Source organism: Pseudolysinimonas sp. (assembly GCF_051954455.1).
Taxonomy (GTDB): Bacteria; Actinomycetota; Actinomycetes; order Actinomycetales; family Microbacteriaceae; genus Pseudolysinimonas.
The window spans coordinates 1-15205 of sequence record NZ_JBQCHS010000012.1; the positions used below are offsets into that span (position 1 = coordinate 1).

General features: G+C 71.0%; 15 protein-coding genes. 11 read left to right on the plus strand and 4 right to left on the minus strand.

Annotation, left to right across the window (positions count from 1 at the left end):
- The first annotated feature begins 411 nt into the window (after positions 1-411).
- The 10 genes from ACTHM3_RS03940 (at position 412) to ACTHM3_RS03985 (ending at position 9898) form a co-directional block, all read left to right on the plus strand.
- Positions 412-1320: an ABC transporter substrate-binding protein gene (locus ACTHM3_RS03940; RefSeq protein ID WP_440404790.1), complete on the plus strand. Its 909-nt coding sequence runs from the start codon at positions 412-414 to the stop codon at positions 1318-1320.
- 21 nt (positions 1321-1341) lie between these two features.
- Positions 1342-2271: an amino acid ABC transporter permease gene (locus ACTHM3_RS03945; RefSeq protein ID WP_440404791.1), complete on the plus strand. Its 930-nt coding sequence runs from the start codon at positions 1342-1344 to the stop codon at positions 2269-2271.
- Positions 2268-3059, plus strand: a complete 792-nt coding sequence (locus ACTHM3_RS03950; RefSeq protein WP_440404792.1) for an amino acid ABC transporter ATP-binding protein — start codon at positions 2268-2270, stop codon at positions 3057-3059. Before ACTHM3_RS03945 ends, ACTHM3_RS03950 begins: the two co-directional genes overlap by 4 nt.
- A gap of 85 nt (positions 3060-3144) precedes the next feature.
- Complete coding sequence (locus ACTHM3_RS03955) at positions 3145-4935, plus strand: TIGR03767 family metallophosphoesterase (RefSeq protein WP_440404793.1); 1791 nt, start codon at positions 3145-3147, stop codon at positions 4933-4935.
- Positions 4932-5282: a hypothetical protein gene (locus ACTHM3_RS03960; protein WP_440404794.1), complete on the plus strand. Its 351-nt coding sequence runs from the start codon at positions 4932-4934 to the stop codon at positions 5280-5282. The genes ACTHM3_RS03955 and ACTHM3_RS03960 overlap by 4 nt, the downstream gene beginning before the upstream one ends.
- Positions 5279-5854 (plus strand): hypothetical protein, encoded by a 576-nt coding sequence (locus tag ACTHM3_RS03965; RefSeq protein ID WP_440404795.1) that lies wholly within the window; start codon positions 5279-5281, stop codon positions 5852-5854. Before ACTHM3_RS03960 ends, ACTHM3_RS03965 begins: the two co-directional genes overlap by 4 nt.
- A gap of 10 nt (positions 5855-5864) precedes the next feature.
- Positions 5865-7817, plus strand: a complete 1953-nt coding sequence (locus ACTHM3_RS03970) for a cation:proton antiporter (RefSeq protein ID WP_440404796.1) — start codon at positions 5865-5867, stop codon at positions 7815-7817.
- 267 nt (positions 7818-8084) lie between these two features.
- Positions 8085-8543 carry a peptide-methionine (R)-S-oxide reductase MsrB gene (gene msrB / locus ACTHM3_RS03975; RefSeq protein WP_440404797.1) on the plus strand — a complete coding sequence of 153 codons (459 nt, stop codon included), beginning with the start codon at positions 8085-8087 and terminating at the stop codon, positions 8541-8543.
- Entirely contained in the window at positions 8540-9058 is a 519-nt protein-coding gene (msrA, locus tag ACTHM3_RS03980; protein ID WP_440404798.1) for a peptide-methionine (S)-S-oxide reductase MsrA, read from the plus strand. Before msrB ends, msrA begins: the two co-directional genes overlap by 4 nt.
- A gap of 117 nt (positions 9059-9175) precedes the next feature.
- Entirely contained in the window at positions 9176-9898 is a 723-nt protein-coding gene (locus ACTHM3_RS03985; protein WP_440404799.1) for a glutamine amidotransferase, read from the plus strand.
- Here ACTHM3_RS03985 and ACTHM3_RS03990 read toward each other — a convergent pair.
- The 3 genes from ACTHM3_RS03990 to ACTHM3_RS04000 form a co-directional block, all read right to left on the minus strand.
- Positions 9895-10500, minus strand: a complete 606-nt coding sequence (locus ACTHM3_RS03990; RefSeq protein WP_440404800.1) for a TetR/AcrR family transcriptional regulator — start codon at positions 10498-10500, stop codon at positions 9895-9897. The genes ACTHM3_RS03985 and ACTHM3_RS03990 overlap by 4 nt on opposite strands.
- Before the next feature lie 62 nt (positions 10501-10562).
- The gene (locus tag ACTHM3_RS03995; protein WP_440404801.1) at positions 10563-12560 is read right to left on the minus strand and encodes an MDR family MFS transporter; all 1998 of its coding nucleotides are present in this window, start codon (positions 12558-12560) and stop codon (positions 10563-10565) included.
- Between the two features lie 220 nt (positions 12561-12780).
- A complete protein-coding gene (locus ACTHM3_RS04000; protein WP_440404802.1) occupies positions 12781-13434 on the minus strand; it encodes a TetR family transcriptional regulator in 654 nt (217 codons plus the stop codon).
- Positions 13435-13493: 59 nt separating this feature from the next.
- Here ACTHM3_RS04000 and ACTHM3_RS04005 point away from each other — a divergent pair, with 59 nt between their 5' ends.
- Positions 13494-14351, plus strand: coding sequence for an SDR family NAD(P)-dependent oxidoreductase (locus ACTHM3_RS04005; protein WP_440404803.1), 858 nt, complete (start codon positions 13494-13496; stop codon positions 14349-14351).
- Between the two features lie 250 nt (positions 14352-14601).
- Here ACTHM3_RS04005 and ACTHM3_RS04010 read toward each other — a convergent pair whose 3' ends face one another.
- Positions 14602-15177, minus strand: coding sequence for a DUF1992 domain-containing protein (locus tag ACTHM3_RS04010; RefSeq protein ID WP_440404804.1), 576 nt, complete (start codon positions 15175-15177; stop codon positions 14602-14604).
- Positions 15178-15205: the final 28 nt, after the last annotated feature.

Sequence of the window (15205 nt, forward strand, 5' to 3'; positions counted from 1 at the left end):
CGCTCGAATGGCCTCGTTGAAGGGTCACACCTGAACAGCCGCCCGTGCGGGGCGGCTGCGGGGGGGGGGGGGGGGCGGGCGCCCCCCCCCCCCCCCCCCCCCCCCCCCCCCCCCCCCCGCGGCGGCGGGGGGGGGGCCCCCCCCCCCCCCCCCCCCCGGGCGGGGGGGGGGGGGGGGGGGGGCGGGGGCGGGCCCCCCCCCCCCCCCCCCACCGCAGCCGCCCCGCACGGGCGGCTGTTCAGGTGTGACCCTTCAACGAGGCCATTCGAGCGCGGCCGGCGCGGGCGGCGAAGGGTCGAAGGTCCCGGCGACGGGACGGACGTCATGTCCCCGAAACGCGACAGCGGCTAGATTCGTTCACCATCGGCCCCGTGCACCCGCGGCCGTCCTGCATCCGAGGAAGGTTCCCCCATGCGCAAGACTCTCGTCCTCCCCGTCGCGGCCGTCGCCGCGGCGCTCCTGCTCGCCGGCTGCGTCGACAACAGCGGCGGATCGGGCGGCTCGGGCGGCAGCGGCTCCGGCACCAAGAACAGCTACGGCGTCACCAAGGACGACGCGCTCGCCAAGACGCTGCCGAGCAAGATCTCCTCGGCCGGCAAGCTCACGATCGGCATCGACGCCACCTACGCGCCCAACGAGTACAAGGACTCCGACGGCAAGCCGATCGGCTGGGACGTCGACCTCGCCGACGCGATCGCCGCGAAGCTCGGCGTGACCACCGACTACACGATCTCGAAGTTCGACAACATCATCCCGAGCATCACGGGGGGCCGGTACGACCTCGGCGTCTCGTCGTTCACCGACACGACCGAGCGCGAGAAGCAGGTCGACTTCGTCAACTACTACAGCGCCGGCGTGCTGTGGGCCTCCCAGAAGGGCAAGACCGTCGACCCCGACAACGCGTGCGGGCTGAAGGTCGCGGTCGAGGCCGGCACCTACGAGGACACCGACGAGGTGCCCGCGAAGTCGAAGGCCTGCACCGACGCCGGCAAGCCGGCCATCCAGGTCCTCAAGTTCGACGGGCAGGACCAGGCGACCAACGCGCTCGTGCTCGGCCAGGTCGACGCGATGAGCGCCGACTCGCCGATCACCGAGTACGCGATCAGCAAGCAGAAGGACAAGATCCAGGCCGCCGGCAAGACGTTCGACGTCGCGCCCTACGGCATCGCAGTCGACAAGGGCTCGAAGCTCACCGATGTGATCAAGAACGCCCTGCAGTCGCTCATCGACGACGGCACCTACACGAAGATCCTCACCAAGTGGGGTGTGCAGGACGGCGCGGTCGACAAGGCCGACGTCAACGCCGCGTCGAAGCAGTAACTCCCGCAACCCGGAGTCGAGATGACGGACGAACAGCGCCCCGAGGCGATCCGCGCGATCCGCCTGCGGCACCCCTGGCGGATCACCATCGCGGTGATCCTGATCCTCCTCGTGGTGCTGTTCGTCCTCGACGCCGCCCAGCGCAAGGCATTCGGCTGGCAGTACGTCGGCAAGTACATCTTCGACAGGCGGATCAGCGAGGCGGCGCTCGTCACGCTCGAGCTGACCGTGCTGTCGATGGTGATCGGCATCGTGCTCGGCCTGATCCTCGCGGTCATGCGCCTGTCGCCGAACCCGGTCGTCAAGGCGGTGGCCTGGGTGTACCTCTGGATCTTCCGCGGCACCCCGGTCTACGTGCAGCTGGTGTTCTGGGGCCTCATCACCCTCATCTACAACTCGGTGATCATCGGGATCCCGTTCGTCCACACCTGGGCGACGATCCCGATCACCTGGGTGCCGCCGCTGTTCTTCATCTCGGTGGTCGGTCTGTCGCTCAACGAGGCCGCCTACATGGCGGAGATCGTCCGCGCCGGTCTGCTCTCGGTGGATCCGGGGCAGGAGGAGGCCTCCAAGGCGCTCGGCATGTCGTGGAGCCAGACCATGTCGCGCATCGTCATCCCGCAGGCGATGCGGGTCATCATCCCGCCGACCGGCAACGAGGTCATCTCGATGCTGAAGACGACGACGCTCGTCGCCGCGGTCCCATTCACCCTCGACCTGTTCGGGCGCGCGCGCGACATCTCGGCCGAGACGTTCACGCCGATCCCGCTGCTCATCGTCGCGTCGCTCTGGTACCTCTTCTTCACCTCGATCCTCATGGTCGGCCAGTACTTCCTCGAGAAGCGCTTCCAGCGCGGGACCCGCCGCGGCACGCCGATCATCGACGGCGACTCCGTGGCTCCCGCGTCGGTCGGGGGGCCGGTCATCGGCGGCCAGGGGGGAGTGCGATGAGCGACGCGACGGCGGGCTCCGCGGCCGCGCGCCCGATGGTGGAGGCGCGCGCCGTCTCGAAGCGCTTCGGCAGCAACGAGGTGCTGAAGGGTATCTCGCTCACCGTCGACCGCGGGCAGGTCATGTGCGTGATCGGCCCGAGCGGATCGGGCAAGTCGACCTTCCTGCGCTGCATCAACCACCTCGAGGTCGTCGACGCGGGCCGGCTCTACGTCGACGGCGACCTCATCGGCTACCGCGAGCGGGGCGACAAGCTCTACGAGCTGAAGCCCGCGGAGGCCGCCCGCCAGCGTCGCGACATCGGCATGGTGTTCCAGCACTTCAACCTGTTCCCGCACCTCACCGCGCTCGAGAACGTGGTCGAGGCGCCCATCCGGGTGAAGGGCGTCGGACGCCGGGAGGCCATGGAGCGCGGCCGCGAGCTGCTCGTCCGGGTGGGTCTCGGCTCCCACGTCGACCACTACCCGGCGCAGCTCTCCGGCGGTCAGCAGCAGCGCGTCGCGATCGCCCGCGCGCTCGCCATGGAGCCGAAGCTCATGCTCTTCGACGAGCCCACGAGCGCGCTCGACCCGGAGCTGGTCGGCGAGGTGCTCGACGTGATGCGCGAGCTCGCGGCGACCGGCATGACGATGGTCGTCGTGACGCACGAGATGGGCTTCGCGCGGGAGGTCGGCGACAGCCTCGTCTTCATGGACGGCGGGGTCGTCGTCGAGGCGGGCGACCCGCGCGAGGTGCTCGCGAACCCGCAGCACGAGCGCACGAAGGCCTTCCTGTCGAAGGTGCTGTAGCCCTCCCGATCGCGGGACCGCTAGATTCATCCCGATCCCGGCATGCGTCGGGTTCGCCCCCGACCCGAACCCGAAGGATCGGCCCATGCCCGGTCTGTCCCGTCGTCAGTTCCTAGCCGGCGCCGCCTCGGCGGCCGCGGTCACGGGACTCTCGATCGACGTCCTCGGTCCGGCGCTGACCGCGCGGGCCGCGACCGCATCGACCACGGCCGGCGCGACCCCGTCGACGCTGCAGCAGACCATCCTGCGGGGCGCGACGGGGCAGGGCGGCTACCACACGCTGACCACCGGGCCGGGGGAGCCCTACCTCCCGCGTCTGGACGTCCTGCGCCGTGAGCCGGGCGCCGCCCGAGCGGGCGCTCGGCGCTCGCTCCTGTATCTCGGCCACCTCTCCGATCTGCACGTGATCGACGCGCAGTCGCCGGCGCGCATCGAGCCGATGATCGTGCAGGACCACGCGGCGTGGGGCTCGGCCTTCCACCCGCAGGATCCGATGAGCGTCCACACCACGGCGGCGATGGTCCACGCCTTCGCCGACGCCCGCTACAGCCCCCTGACCGGTGCGCCCATGGGGGCGGCGGTGGTCACCGGGGACAGCGCCGACATGCATTCGCACCTCGAACTCCGCTGGTACATCGACCTCATGGACGGCAAGTCGGTCGACCCGGCGAGCGCCGGCCGCGTCTTCCACGGCGTGCAGGCCTGGCCCGAGGCGATCTGGGCCTACCGGCCGGCCGATCCGGCCGGCGGCGGCTTCGGGCACCACGGATTCCCGCGACTGCCGACGCTCCTCGACCAGGCGATCGCACGGCCCGTCGCCTCCCCGGGTCTGCCCGCCCCCTGGTACGCGGTGTACGGCAACCACGACACGCTCCTGCTCGGGACCTTCGGGCTCTCGCCCATGCTGCGCGACCTCGCCGTCGGCGGGCGGAAGTCGTACACGATCGAGGCGACGGCGGCCGGCATCCTCGGCGGGTACGCCGCGACCGCGAGCCCGCTCCAGCAGTGGCTGGACTCCGTCGGCATCGCGTTCGGACGTCCCGGGTTCAAGGACGTGCCCGCCAACCCCGAGCGCTTCCTCTTCTCGCAGCACCAGTTCATGGCCGAGCACTTCGAGACCGAGAAGACGCCGGGCCCGATCGGGCATGGATTCACGAAGCACAACCTGGACTCCGGCGAGACGTGGTGGAAGGCGAACCTCTCACCGCACGTCCGCGTCTTCGGCCTGGACACCTGCAACCAGGTCGCGGGCCCCGACGGCGCGGTCCCGGACGTGCAGTTCCGCTGGCTCGAGAAAGAGCTGGCAGCGGCCCAGCGGGAGCGGAAACTGGTGCTGATCCTCAGCCACCACAACAGCGTCACGCTCGAGAACCGCGCCCAGCGTCCTGGTGACGACGAGGTTCTGCACGGCGCCGAGGACTTCGTCGCCATGCTGCTGAAGTACCCGGTGGTCATTGGGTGGCTCAACGGCCACACCCACCTCAACCAGATCCTGGCCCACACCTCCCCGACCGGCGGCTTCTGGGAGATCACCACCGCCTCGTGCATCGACTTCCCGCAGCAGCAGCAGGTCGTCGAGCTGGTCGACAACCGCGACGGGACGATGTCGCTGTTCACCACCGTTCTGGACCACGCCTCGCCGGCCGTGCCCGGCACGAGCGGCAGCGCCGCGGACCTCGCCGCACGCAGCCGCGAGTTCGCGGCCAACGACTGGGCCGAGACGCCCGCGATGCGCCGGGGGTCGCCGCTGGATCGCAACACCGAGCTCCTGCTGCCCGCGCCGTTCGACCTCTCGGCGATCTCGGATTCCGCGCTCGAGGCTCAGCACCTCGCCGAGGGCGCCCGGATCGTGGCCTACGAGAGGCGGATTGCGTGAGGCGCCCGCTCGCCGTCGCCGGCATCCTCGTCGCCGCCGGCGCGCTCGCCGGCTGCTCGCAGGTGGCGGCTCTGGCACCGGTCGGGGGCACCCGGCTCGTCGAGGTCCGATTCGCGACCATCGACGTGCTGGAGGAGCACGCGGTGCAGGTGGAGCTCGCGCCGGTCTGCCGGAGGGCGACCGACGCGACGATCTCGTGCGTCGGCACCACCCGGGACGGTCGGCGGATCACCGGGATCTCGCGCGGCTCCGCGCCCGACCGGCTGACCGTCGAGGTCGGCGGCGATGTGCTCCACGACGGGCCCTACCTGCCGGTGCTGGACCGGGCCGCGCAGGGGACATCGTGAGACGCGCCTGGCGGGTCCTGGCGCCGTTGATCGTCGTGGAGTCGCTTGCGCAGGCGGCGCGCGGCCTGCTGGCCGCGGCGTGGTCGGCCGGTCTCCTCGCCATCGTCGCCGTCTCGGCGGTGGCGACCGCGGGCGGCCTCGTGATCCTGGTCGCGGCGCTCCGCGACGCCGCCGCCGGGCGACCCCTCGCGGCGCCCGGGGCCCTCGTCGTGGTCGCGTCGGTGGTGGTGGTCGTCGTCGTGTCGGCGGCGGCCGTGGCGAACCCCATTGCGGGCGGTGTCGCCCTCGTCGTCGCGCTGCCCGCCCTGGGCGCCGTCGCGAGCGGGCGTCCGCACCCCCGCGCCATGGCGGCGGCGTTCCGACGACCGGTGTCGGCGGTCCTGGCCGTCGTCGTGTCCGTCGTCGTCGTTCTCCTGCTCGCGGTCGCGTCGGCGCTCCTTGGCTTCTTCGTGACCGGGGTCTGGTCGGCGGCGATCCTCTGGCTCATCGACGGTGTCGCCGCTTGTCTGCTGCTGATGTGGTGGACGTCCCTGATCCGATCGGCGTCCGGCGGCCGCGTCGCGGATCGTTAGCCTGATCGGCATGCACGGCCCTGAACTCGTCACGCTCGTCGTCGTCGGGGTCGTCCTCGTCATCGGGGTGGTCTCGTTCTTCGCGGGCCGGATCGGCGTCGCCGCGCCCCTGGCGCTCACGGTGGTCGGGGTGGGGATCGGCGCGATCCCCGCGGTCCCGCACGTCGACGTCGAGCCGGACATCGTGCTCACCGTGATCCTGCCGCCGCTGCTCTACGCCGCCGCGCGCCAGGTGCCGCTCGTCGACTTCCGCCGCAACCTCCGGGTCATCGCGTTCCTGGCCGTCGCGCTCGTGATCGTCTCGGCCGTCGCGGTCGGCGTCGTCGTGCACCTGGTCTGGGTCGCGGTGCCGCTCGCGCTCGCGATCGCCCTCGGGGCCGTCGTAGCGCCCCCGGACGCCGTCGCCGCGACGAGTCTCGGCAAACGGCTCGGACTGCCGCCGCGCATCGTCACGATCCTCGAGGGAGAAGGGCTGGTCAACGACGCGACGGCGCTCGTGCTGTTGTCGACGATGCTCGCGATCGCGACGACCTCCGTCGCAACGCCGAGCGGGTGGATGATCGCCCTGACGTTCGCGTGGGCGGTGATCGGCGCCGTCCTCATCGGCGGTGTCCTCGGCTTCGCCGTCGTCGCGCTCCGGCGCCGCATCGGCGACCCGGTCCTGGACGCGGCGATCTCGCTCGTCGTCCCCTTCGTCGCCTACCTCGCGGGCGAGTACGCCGGTTCGTCGGGAGTGGTGGCGGTCGTCGTGGCGGGCATCATCGTCGGCAACCAGGGTGCCTACCGGATCCGGGCGACCTTTCGCCTGGCCGAGTCGGGCACCTGGCGCATCGTCACGCTCATCGTCGAGAACGCGGTCTTCCTGTTCATGGGATTCCAGCTCTGGCCGGTCGTGGGCAGGGTCGCCGGATCGGGCGAGCTCGTCGGCACCCTCGGTGTGGCCGGCGTCGTCATCGTCCTGCTGGTCGGGATCCGGTTCGCATCGATGCCCCCGTTGCTGCGGACGATCCGACGGCGCTACCGCCGGCGCGCGGAGCGGGCGGAGCGGACCAACGCACGATTCGGCGACCTCACCCAGCAGGACTTCGAGAACCGCGTCGCGACGTTCCAGCAGCTCGGCATCACGCCCTCGCCGGCGAAGAGCTTCGCGCGCGGCCTCCGCGCGCGGCTCGGACTCGTCACCGAGAAGGACCGGCAGGCCCGCGACCGGATCGCGGCGCAGCTGAAGGAGCTCGAGAGCAATCCGCCGGCCGACCCGCCTCGGCTGGACGAGAAGGCGCGCACCCGGTTCTCCCGGTCGTTCCAGAACTTCCGTCGGCGTCTCGATCAGCAGAACAACGACCTGACGGCGGAGCGCGACCAGGCGCTCGGATGGCGCGACGGCGTGATCCTCGGCCTGTCCGGCATGCGCGGCGTGGTCACCGTCGCCGCCGTGCAGACGATCTCGGCCGACGCGCCGATGCGCGACTCCCTCATCCTCGTCGCCTTCGCGGTGGCGATCGTCACCCTGGTCGCCCAGGGCCTGCTGCTGCCGCCCGTGGTCCGCCGGCTCCGGCCGGCCGGGGACGTCTCGGTCGACGACCGCAGCGAGCTGTACGAGCTCCGCAAGCTTCTGGCGAACGCGGGCGACGAGGCGGTCGCCCGGGCCGTCGCCGACGCCGAGCGGTCCGGACAGCCGGTGAAGCCGGGCGTCGAGGACGAGGTCGCGGCGCAGGGCCAATCCTGGCTGCGACGGCTGCAGGTCTGGACGGAGGCCGACCTGAGCGATCACGACAACCGGATCGCGCAGTTCCAGCGGCTCCGCCGCGTCCAGCTCGACGCCGAGCGCGCCGCGCTCCGGGACGTCTACGAGCGCGGCGCCTTCTCGTCGGAGGCGATCGACACGATGCGTGGCGCGCTCGACTCCGACGAGATCGGCATCGACGCGGTCGACGAGCAGCTGGGCGACGCCGGGCGGGCGTGACCTCCGGCGGGGTGAAGGCGGCGGCGACGGGCTGAGACTCCTCCGCCGCCGCCTTCGAGCCGGCCGTCCGTCTGCGTCGACGAGTGACACGCGGAAGCGGACCGGCGCGTCCACTTTAAGGATGCCGGGCGGCTATCTCGCACCCCGCGGTCGAGGGTGCAGGCGACGCCCAGGCCGGGCGCCGGTTCGGGAACCGAATCGCAGGCTCCGTTGTTATACCTGTCGAAGGCCCCCGGAACCGGGGCCGAGAGACCTGAGGAGGTCACCATGACCGAGTACCGCAAGGACCCGGCGGCGATCGAGAAGCTCACGCCGGAGCAGTATGCGGTGACGCAGAACGCCGCGACCGAGCGCGCCTTCACCGGCGAGTACTGGGACAACCACGAGGACGGCCTGTACGTCGACATCGTCTCGGGCGAGCCCCTGTTCGCGTCGGTGCACAAGTACGACAGCCGGTCCGGGTGGCCGAGCTTCACCGTGCCCGTCGACCCCGCGAACGTCGTGCTCAAGGACGACAACAGCTACGGGATGCGGCGCACCGAGGTGCGATCGGCCCACGGCGACAGCCACCTGGGCCACGTGTTCGACGACGGGCCCGCCGACCAGGGCGGCCTCCGGTACTGCATCAACTCCGCGGCGATGCGCTTCGTGCCCCGCGCGGAGCTCGAGAAGTCCGGCTACGGCGAGTTCGCCTCCCTCTTCACCACCGACAAGGAGAACGCATGACCACCACCGAGCGCGCCATCCTCGCGAGCGGCTGCTTCTGGGGCGCCCAGGAGCTCCTCCGCGGCGCCCCCGGCGTCATCTCGACGCGCACCGGCTACTCCGGTGACGACAGCACGAAGAACGCCACCTACCGCCGGCACGGGGACCACGCCGAGTCGGTCGAGGTGATCTTCGACCCCGAGAAGTTCAGCTACCGCGAGCTGCTCGAATTCTTCTTCCAGCTGCACGACCCGACCACCCGGAATCGGCAGGGCAACGACATCGGGCGCAGCTACCGCTCGGCGATCTTCTACACGACGCCGGAGCAGGAGCGGACCGCGCGCGAGGTCATCGCGGAGATCGACGCCTCCGGCATCTGGCCCGGGCCGGTCGTGACCGAGGTCGCGCCCGCGGGCGACTTCTGGGAGGCGGAGGAGGAGCACCAGGACTACCTCCGCAAGTTCCCGAACGGGTACACGTGCCACTACGTCCGCCCGCAGTGGAAGCTCCCGAAGAAGGAGTCGGCGACCGCGTAGCTTCACCGCCGCCGCTCAAATTGCATAGAAGCCCTGTGTCGCAGACGCGATACAGGGCTTCTGTGCGAAATCGGGTTCGGGCTCGGGCTCCCGCCGTGGGATCGGTAGCGTGGCGGGATGCCGCGCCGCGCCCTCGCCGTCCGACACGTGCTCTTCGAGGATCTCGGCATCCTGGAGCCGCTGCTCGTCGCGCGCGGATACGAGGTCTCGTACGCGGACGCCGGCATCGACGCCGTGAGCGTCGCGTCGGCGCTCGCCCCGGAGCTCCTCGTCGTGCTCGGCGGCCCGATCGGCGTCGGCGACGTCGATCGCTACCCCGTCCTCCGCGACGAGATCGCGGCGATCGCCGCGCGGCTCGACGCCGGTCTGCCGACGCTCGGCATCTGCCTGGGGGCCCAGCTCATGGCGGCGGCGCTCGGCGCCGACGTGGCCCCGACGGGGCGGCTGGAGCTCGGCTTCGCGCCGCTGACGCTCACGTCCGAGGGGCGCGATTCGGTCCTCGCCGACCTGGACGGCGTCCCGGTGCTGCACTGGCACGGCGACCAGTTCGACATCCCGGCGGGCGCGGTCCGGTTGGCCGAGACACCGGGATTCCCGAACCAGGCCTTCGCTGTCGGGGCGTCCGCGCTCGCGCTGCAGTTCCACCCCGAGGTCGACCCGACCCTCCTTGAGCGCTGGCTCATCGGGCACGCGGGGGAGCTGACGGAGGCGGGCGTCGATCCGCGCGATCTGCGCGCCGACGCCCGCGAGCACGGCGATGCCCTGACGGCGGCCGGCCGGCGCGTGTTCGAGCGGTGGCTCGACGGGACCGACGCGCTCGAGGGGCTCGAGGGCCCCTAGCCGAGCCGCACGTCGCAGACGCGCACGAAGTCGCGCATCCGCTCGTGCATGCGCTCGGCGGTCGGGCGATCGTCGTCGCGGTCACGGTCGTGGATCACGCTCTGCAGCGCGGCCATGACGACCATGATCGCGAGCTCCGCCTCGCGGCGGTCGGCGCGCTCCTCGGCGAGGGCGAGCATCTCGTCCCGCACCCCCGCCATCCACTGCGTGAGCGACGGCATGAGCTCCGGCCGGCGGCCGATCAGCTCCTTCATCCGCACGCGTTGCGCGTGCAGATCGGCGTTGCTCGCGAACGCCTCGGCGAGCGCGTCGACGAGCAGCCCGTCGGCGGCGCGGAACCGTGCGGCGGCCTCCGCGTCGATGACCGTCTCGGGGAGGTCGAGGGCGGCGGCGGCCTTCGACGGGAAGTAGTTGAAGAAGGTGCGGGGGGCGACGTCCGCCTCGCGGCAGATCGCCTCCACGGTCGTCGCCTCGAGGCCGTCCGCGTCGATGAGGCGCAGGGCGGCCTCGTGGATGGCGCGACGGGTCTGCAGCTTCTTGCGCTCGCGCAGCCCGGCGCCGTCCGCGCCCGTGTGCTCGTCGTCGATGGTGGGGGTGCTCATGGGGTCTCCGTCCCGGGGACCGGAACCGGGGCGGACTCGCGAGGAGGCCGCCCCGGCGCCGATCACGCGGTCTGGGTCTGGATCGTCCCGGTCGAGGAGACGCCGTTCGCGTCCGCGCGCTCCTGGAGCGCGGAGACCTGACGCAGCGGCGGGACCTTGAAGAACCAGGTCAGGATGAACGCCAGCAGCAGCACGGCCATGGCGATCCAGTAGACGACGACGACCGACGCGTTGAACGCCTTCAGGAACGGCGTCGTGAGGCGCTTGTCGGCCCCGTTGAGGAACGACGTGTCGCTCGAGGTGCTGCCGCTCGCCTTGAGGTCCTTGACCTTGTCGATGATCTGCGGCACCGCCTTCTTCACGATCGCGTCGCGGGCGGACGAGTTGCTGTAGTCCAGTACCACTTTGCCGTCGACGACCGTGCCGTGCGCGGCCTTCGCGACCGCCTGGAGCGCGGCCGCCTCGGCCTGCGGCTTGGCGGCGGCGACGCTCTGTGCGATCGCGGCATCGGCGGCCCCGGCCGGGATCGCTCCGGCGGCGACCTGCGCCTGCACGCCCTGGGTCACCTTCTCGGTCACCGCGGAGTCGGCGGCGGCCAGGGCCTTCTGCGTGCCCGCGTCGACGCCCTTCTGCGCGTTGTCCTTGAGCGGGTTCACGATCCGGTTCCAGATGTTGTCCATCGCCCCCTTGTTCTTGGCGGCGTCGGCGACCGACGGGGTGAGCGCCGCATCCAGGCCGGCCGTGAGGTCCGACTTGTTCTGCAGCGAGCTCGTGATGTTGGTCGGCAGCAGCGTGAACAGCACGGAGAGCAGGATCGCGACGCCGAGCGTTCCACCGATCTGGCGGAAGAACGTCGCGGAGCTCGTGGCGACACCCATCTGGTGCGGGGCGACCGAGCCCTGGCTCGCGAGCGTCAGCGTCTGCATCAGCTGGCCGAGGCCGAGGCCGATGAGGAACATCGCGATCATGATGAACCAGAGCGGCTTGTCGACCGTCAGGAAGGTGAGGACGAAGAACCCGCAGGCCGTGATGAACGTGCCGGTCACCGGGAAGATCCGGTAATGCCCGGTCTTGGCGAGGATCTGGCCGGAGCCGATCGAGGCGATCATGAGGCCGACGACCATCGGGATGAGCGCGAAGCCGGACGCGGTCGGCGACAGGCCGGTGACGATCTGCAGGTAGAGCGGCAGGGTCAGCATGGCGCCGAACATCCCGAACCCGACGAGCACGCCGAGGATCGTGGCCATCGAGAACGAGTACGACCGGAAGAGGCGCATCGGGATGATGGCGTCGTCCTTCATGAGGACCTCGACGATCACGAACGCCAGCACGCCGACGCCGCCGATGATGTAGCAGGCGAGCGCGCCGGGCGAGTCCCAGCCCCACTCGCGGCCCTGCTCCGCGATGAGGAGCAGCGGCACGAGCGCGACGATCACCAAGGTGGCACCCCACCAGTCGATGCGCGGCGCGGTGTGGTGCGCGAACTTCGGCAGGTGCAGGAACGCGATGACCATCAGCAGCGCGATGATGCCGATTGGCAGGTTGATCAGGAACACCCAGCGCCAGCCGGCGATGAAGAGGATCTGATTCGCCCCGGCGAAGAGGCCGCCGACGAGCGGGCCGACGACCGACGAGATGCCGAACACCGCGAAGAAGTAGCCCTGGTACTTGGCGCGCTCACGCGGGGCGAGGATGTCGCCCATGATCGCGAGCGGGAGCGACATGAGCGCTCCGGCGCCGAGGCCCTGCACCGCGCGGAACCCGGCGAGCATGAGCATCGAGGTCGAGAAGCTGGCGAGCAGCGAGCCGACCAGGAAGACGGCGATGCCGAAGATGAACAGCGGGCGCCGTCCGAAGATGTCGGAGAGCTTGCCGTAGATCAGCGTCGCGATCGTCGAGGTGATGAGGTAGGCGGTGGTCACCCAGGCCTGCTGGTCGAGACCGTGCAGGTCGTCGCCGATCGTGCGGATGGCCGTGCCGACGATCGTCTGGTCGAGCGCGGAGAGGAACATGCCGGCCATGAGGCCGTAGATGACCAGCAGGATCTGCCGGTGGGTCATGATCGGCTTCGACGCCTGAGGCGCGGAGCTCGGGGGTTGCGTCGCGACGGGCGCGGTGGCAGTCGACACGGGTGTCCTTCGGTGTGGGGTGGGAGACGCCGTCCGCGCCGTGATGGTGTCGGCCGGGAGGCGCCGACACTGGCGCTGATTTTGCAGCGACTGCAATGTTACACCTCTGCACGGTTGCGTCAACTGCAGAAACGCACCCCGTGCAAGTTCGTCAGCGGTGGAGGAGAACGCCCTCCAGCTGCGCGGTGAGCAGGCGCTCCAGGCGCGGGCGCAACTCCACGACGGCGTGCGCGAGCCGCGGATCGTCGCGATACAGCTCGGCGAGCTCCTCACCCGGTGTCGCGATCTGCCACATGGCGCCGGCGAGCGCCGTCGCGGCGGCGACGAGGTCGACGCCGTCCGACTCGGTCAGGCGGGGGAGCAGCCGGCGCACCGCGGCGACGATCGCGTCGAGCTCGGCATGCGTTACGAGCTTGAACGCCCGGACCGCGTCGACGGAGACGTTGCGCTCGAGATTCAGCGGCGCCTGGGCGAGGAGGTCGCAGAACATGCCGCGCGCAGCGAGCGTGCGAGCGAAAGCGGCCGCGACATCGTCTGCCGAGGCGTTCGCGAGTGCATCGAGGTCCGCGCGGAGTGCGATCGACCACTCGCGCCAGCCCTCCGCGGTCAGTCGCAGGAAGATCAGCTCGCGCGTCTCGAAGTAGCGCAGCATGGCCGATTTGTGCATGCCGACCGCGTTCGCGATGTCGGTGAGGGTGACGCGGCGGATCTGGTCGCGCGCCCCGAGCTCCCGAGCGGCGGCGAGGATCGCAGCCTCGCGCTGCTGCTTCGCCGCGTCGCTTCGCGCACGTTGGAAGTCCGCCATGATCAGATCCTACAGCAACAGGGTTGCGGTAATAACACACCAGTGTTTTACTAAAAGGTATGACACGTACGTGGTTCATCACCGGCTCCTCTCGCGGCTTCGGCCTCGCCCTCGTCCGGGCGGCGCTCGCCGCCGGCGACCGCGTCGCCGCCACGGCGCGACGCCCCGGGCAGCTCGACGATCTCGTCGCCGAGCACGGCGACCGCATCCGTGCGATCCGGCTCGACGTCGCCGACGCGACCGCGTCGCGTGCGGCGCTCGCCGAAGCGCGCGACGCCTTCGGACGGCTCGACGTCATCGTCAACAACGCGGGCTACGCCAACGTCGCCCCGATCGAGACCGCCGACGACGCCGACGTGCGCGCGCAGTTCGAGACCAACTTCTGGGGCGTCTGGAACGTTTCCCGCGCCGCCATCCCGATCCTGCGAGCCCAGGGCGGAGGCCTCATCCTCCAGTTCTCCTCGGTCGGAGGCCGGGTCGGCGGATCCGGCGGGATCGCCTCGTACCAGGCGGCCAAATTCGCGATCGACGGCTTCAGCCGCGTCCTTCGTGCCGAGACCGAGCGCTTCGGCATCCGCACGGTCGTCGTCGAGCCGAGCGGATTCCGCACCGACTGGTCGGGCGCCTCCATGACCATCGCCGACATGCCGGCCGACTACGCAGACCTGGTCGGGCGGTATGCGACTGCCGGTGACAGTGCGTCAAGCCTGCAGGCGGGGGACCCCGACCGTGCTGCCGAGATCCTCGTCCGCCTCGCCGGGCGCGACCGCCTCCCCGCCAACCTCCCGCTCGGCGTGAACGCCTCGCAGCTGTCGATCGAATTCGATCGACAGCAGCTGGAGAGCGATCAGGCGTGGGCAGCGGTCGGCCGTTCGGCGGACTTCGGGCAGCCCTATCCCGTCGAGTTGCCGGCCTGATCCACCCTCGCCGATGCCGACCGGCTGCGTCGGGCGGTTCAGAACCCGTCCGACGAGCGGTGGAGCGGGCTACGCGAAGAAGAGAGAGGGGCGGAGGCCTCCGCGATCAGGAAGCGGGGCCTCCGCCCGGAGTCCCGGCACCACCCGGGACTGAGCGCAGACGGCTGGTCCCCCGACACATCCGTCGAGAGCGAAGGTATGCCACGTGTGCAGTGCCCCCGGGGGTCTTGTGCGGCACCAGTGCGATCTGCTAGGAGTTGCGCCGGCGACGGGGGAAGAGCCTTGGGCGTCGGGACCGCCGCTCGGCGCGCGCCGCTGCCTCCTCGCGTTCGCGCCGCGTTGCGCTCTCGCGGAGGCGGGCCGCTCGGCGCTCGGCCCAGCGCGCCACCTCATCGTCGACGTCGCGGAGGGCGGTCACGACGGGTGGCCCGCCCAGGAGCTGGCGACGTGCCTCGATCACGCGGCGGTTGAAGTCGTCGAGGTGCTCGCGCACCGCGGCCTCCGACGCGAGGGAGTCGAGGTGCTCGTCCATCGCCGCGTCCTCGCTGCGGAGGGTGAGGGCCGGCGGCCCGAGACCGGTGAGCTTCTCGCGCTCGATCTTGCGACGGATCCACCAGTCCGGGTCGTGCACCGCGCGCAGGTCGAGTGGCTTGCCCGCCCCCGGAAGATGGTCGAAGTCGCCGCGGCGCATCGCCTGCTGGATCGAGATCTCGACGTAGTGCGCGCGTCGATCCATCGACTCCCGACCGGACTCGTCGGGGGAGTCGTCGGAGGGATCGTCGTCGCGGCGCCGGGGCCGCCCGCGCCGCCCCTCGGCTGCGGCCATGCCGCCAGACTAGGCAGATCGGCGAAAA

Excerpts from the sequence above, each read along its gene's own strand:
- ACTHM3_RS03970 (WP_440404796.1), top strand. The coding sequence starts at position 5,865 with ATGCACGGCCCTGAACTCGTCACGCTCGTCGTCGTCGGGGTCGTCCTC.
- ACTHM3_RS04005 (WP_440404803.1), top strand. The coding sequence starts at position 13,494 with ATGACACGTACGTGGTTCATCACCGGCTCCTCTCGCGGCTTCGGCCTC.
- ACTHM3_RS03955 (WP_440404793.1), top strand. The coding sequence starts at position 3,145 with ATGCCCGGTCTGTCCCGTCGTCAGTTCCTAGCCGGCGCCGCCTCGGCG.
- ACTHM3_RS03995 (WP_440404801.1), bottom strand. The coding sequence starts at position 12,560 with ATGACCCACCGGCAGATCCTGCTGGTCATCTACGGCCTCATGGCCGGC.
- ACTHM3_RS03990 (WP_440404800.1), bottom strand. The coding sequence starts at position 10,500 with ATGAGCACCCCCACCATCGACGACGAGCACACGGGCGCGGACGGCGCC.
- ACTHM3_RS04010 (WP_440404804.1), bottom strand. The coding sequence starts at position 15,177 with ATGGCCGCAGCCGAGGGGCGGCGCGGGCGGCCCCGGCGCCGCGACGAC.
- msrB (WP_440404797.1), top strand. The coding sequence starts at position 8,085 with ATGACCGAGTACCGCAAGGACCCGGCGGCGATCGAGAAGCTCACGCCG.
- ACTHM3_RS03945 (WP_440404791.1), top strand. The coding sequence starts at position 1,342 with ATGACGGACGAACAGCGCCCCGAGGCGATCCGCGCGATCCGCCTGCGG.
- msrA (WP_440404798.1), top strand. The coding sequence starts at position 8,540 with ATGACCACCACCGAGCGCGCCATCCTCGCGAGCGGCTGCTTCTGGGGC.
- ACTHM3_RS04000 (WP_440404802.1), bottom strand. The coding sequence starts at position 13,434 with ATGGCGGACTTCCAACGTGCGCGAAGCGACGCGGCGAAGCAGCAGCGC.
- ACTHM3_RS03950 (WP_440404792.1), top strand. The coding sequence starts at position 2,268 with ATGAGCGACGCGACGGCGGGCTCCGCGGCCGCGCGCCCGATGGTGGAG.
- ACTHM3_RS03985 (WP_440404799.1), top strand. The coding sequence starts at position 9,176 with ATGCCGCGCCGCGCCCTCGCCGTCCGACACGTGCTCTTCGAGGATCTC.
- ACTHM3_RS03940 (WP_440404790.1), top strand. The coding sequence starts at position 412 with ATGCGCAAGACTCTCGTCCTCCCCGTCGCGGCCGTCGCCGCGGCGCTC.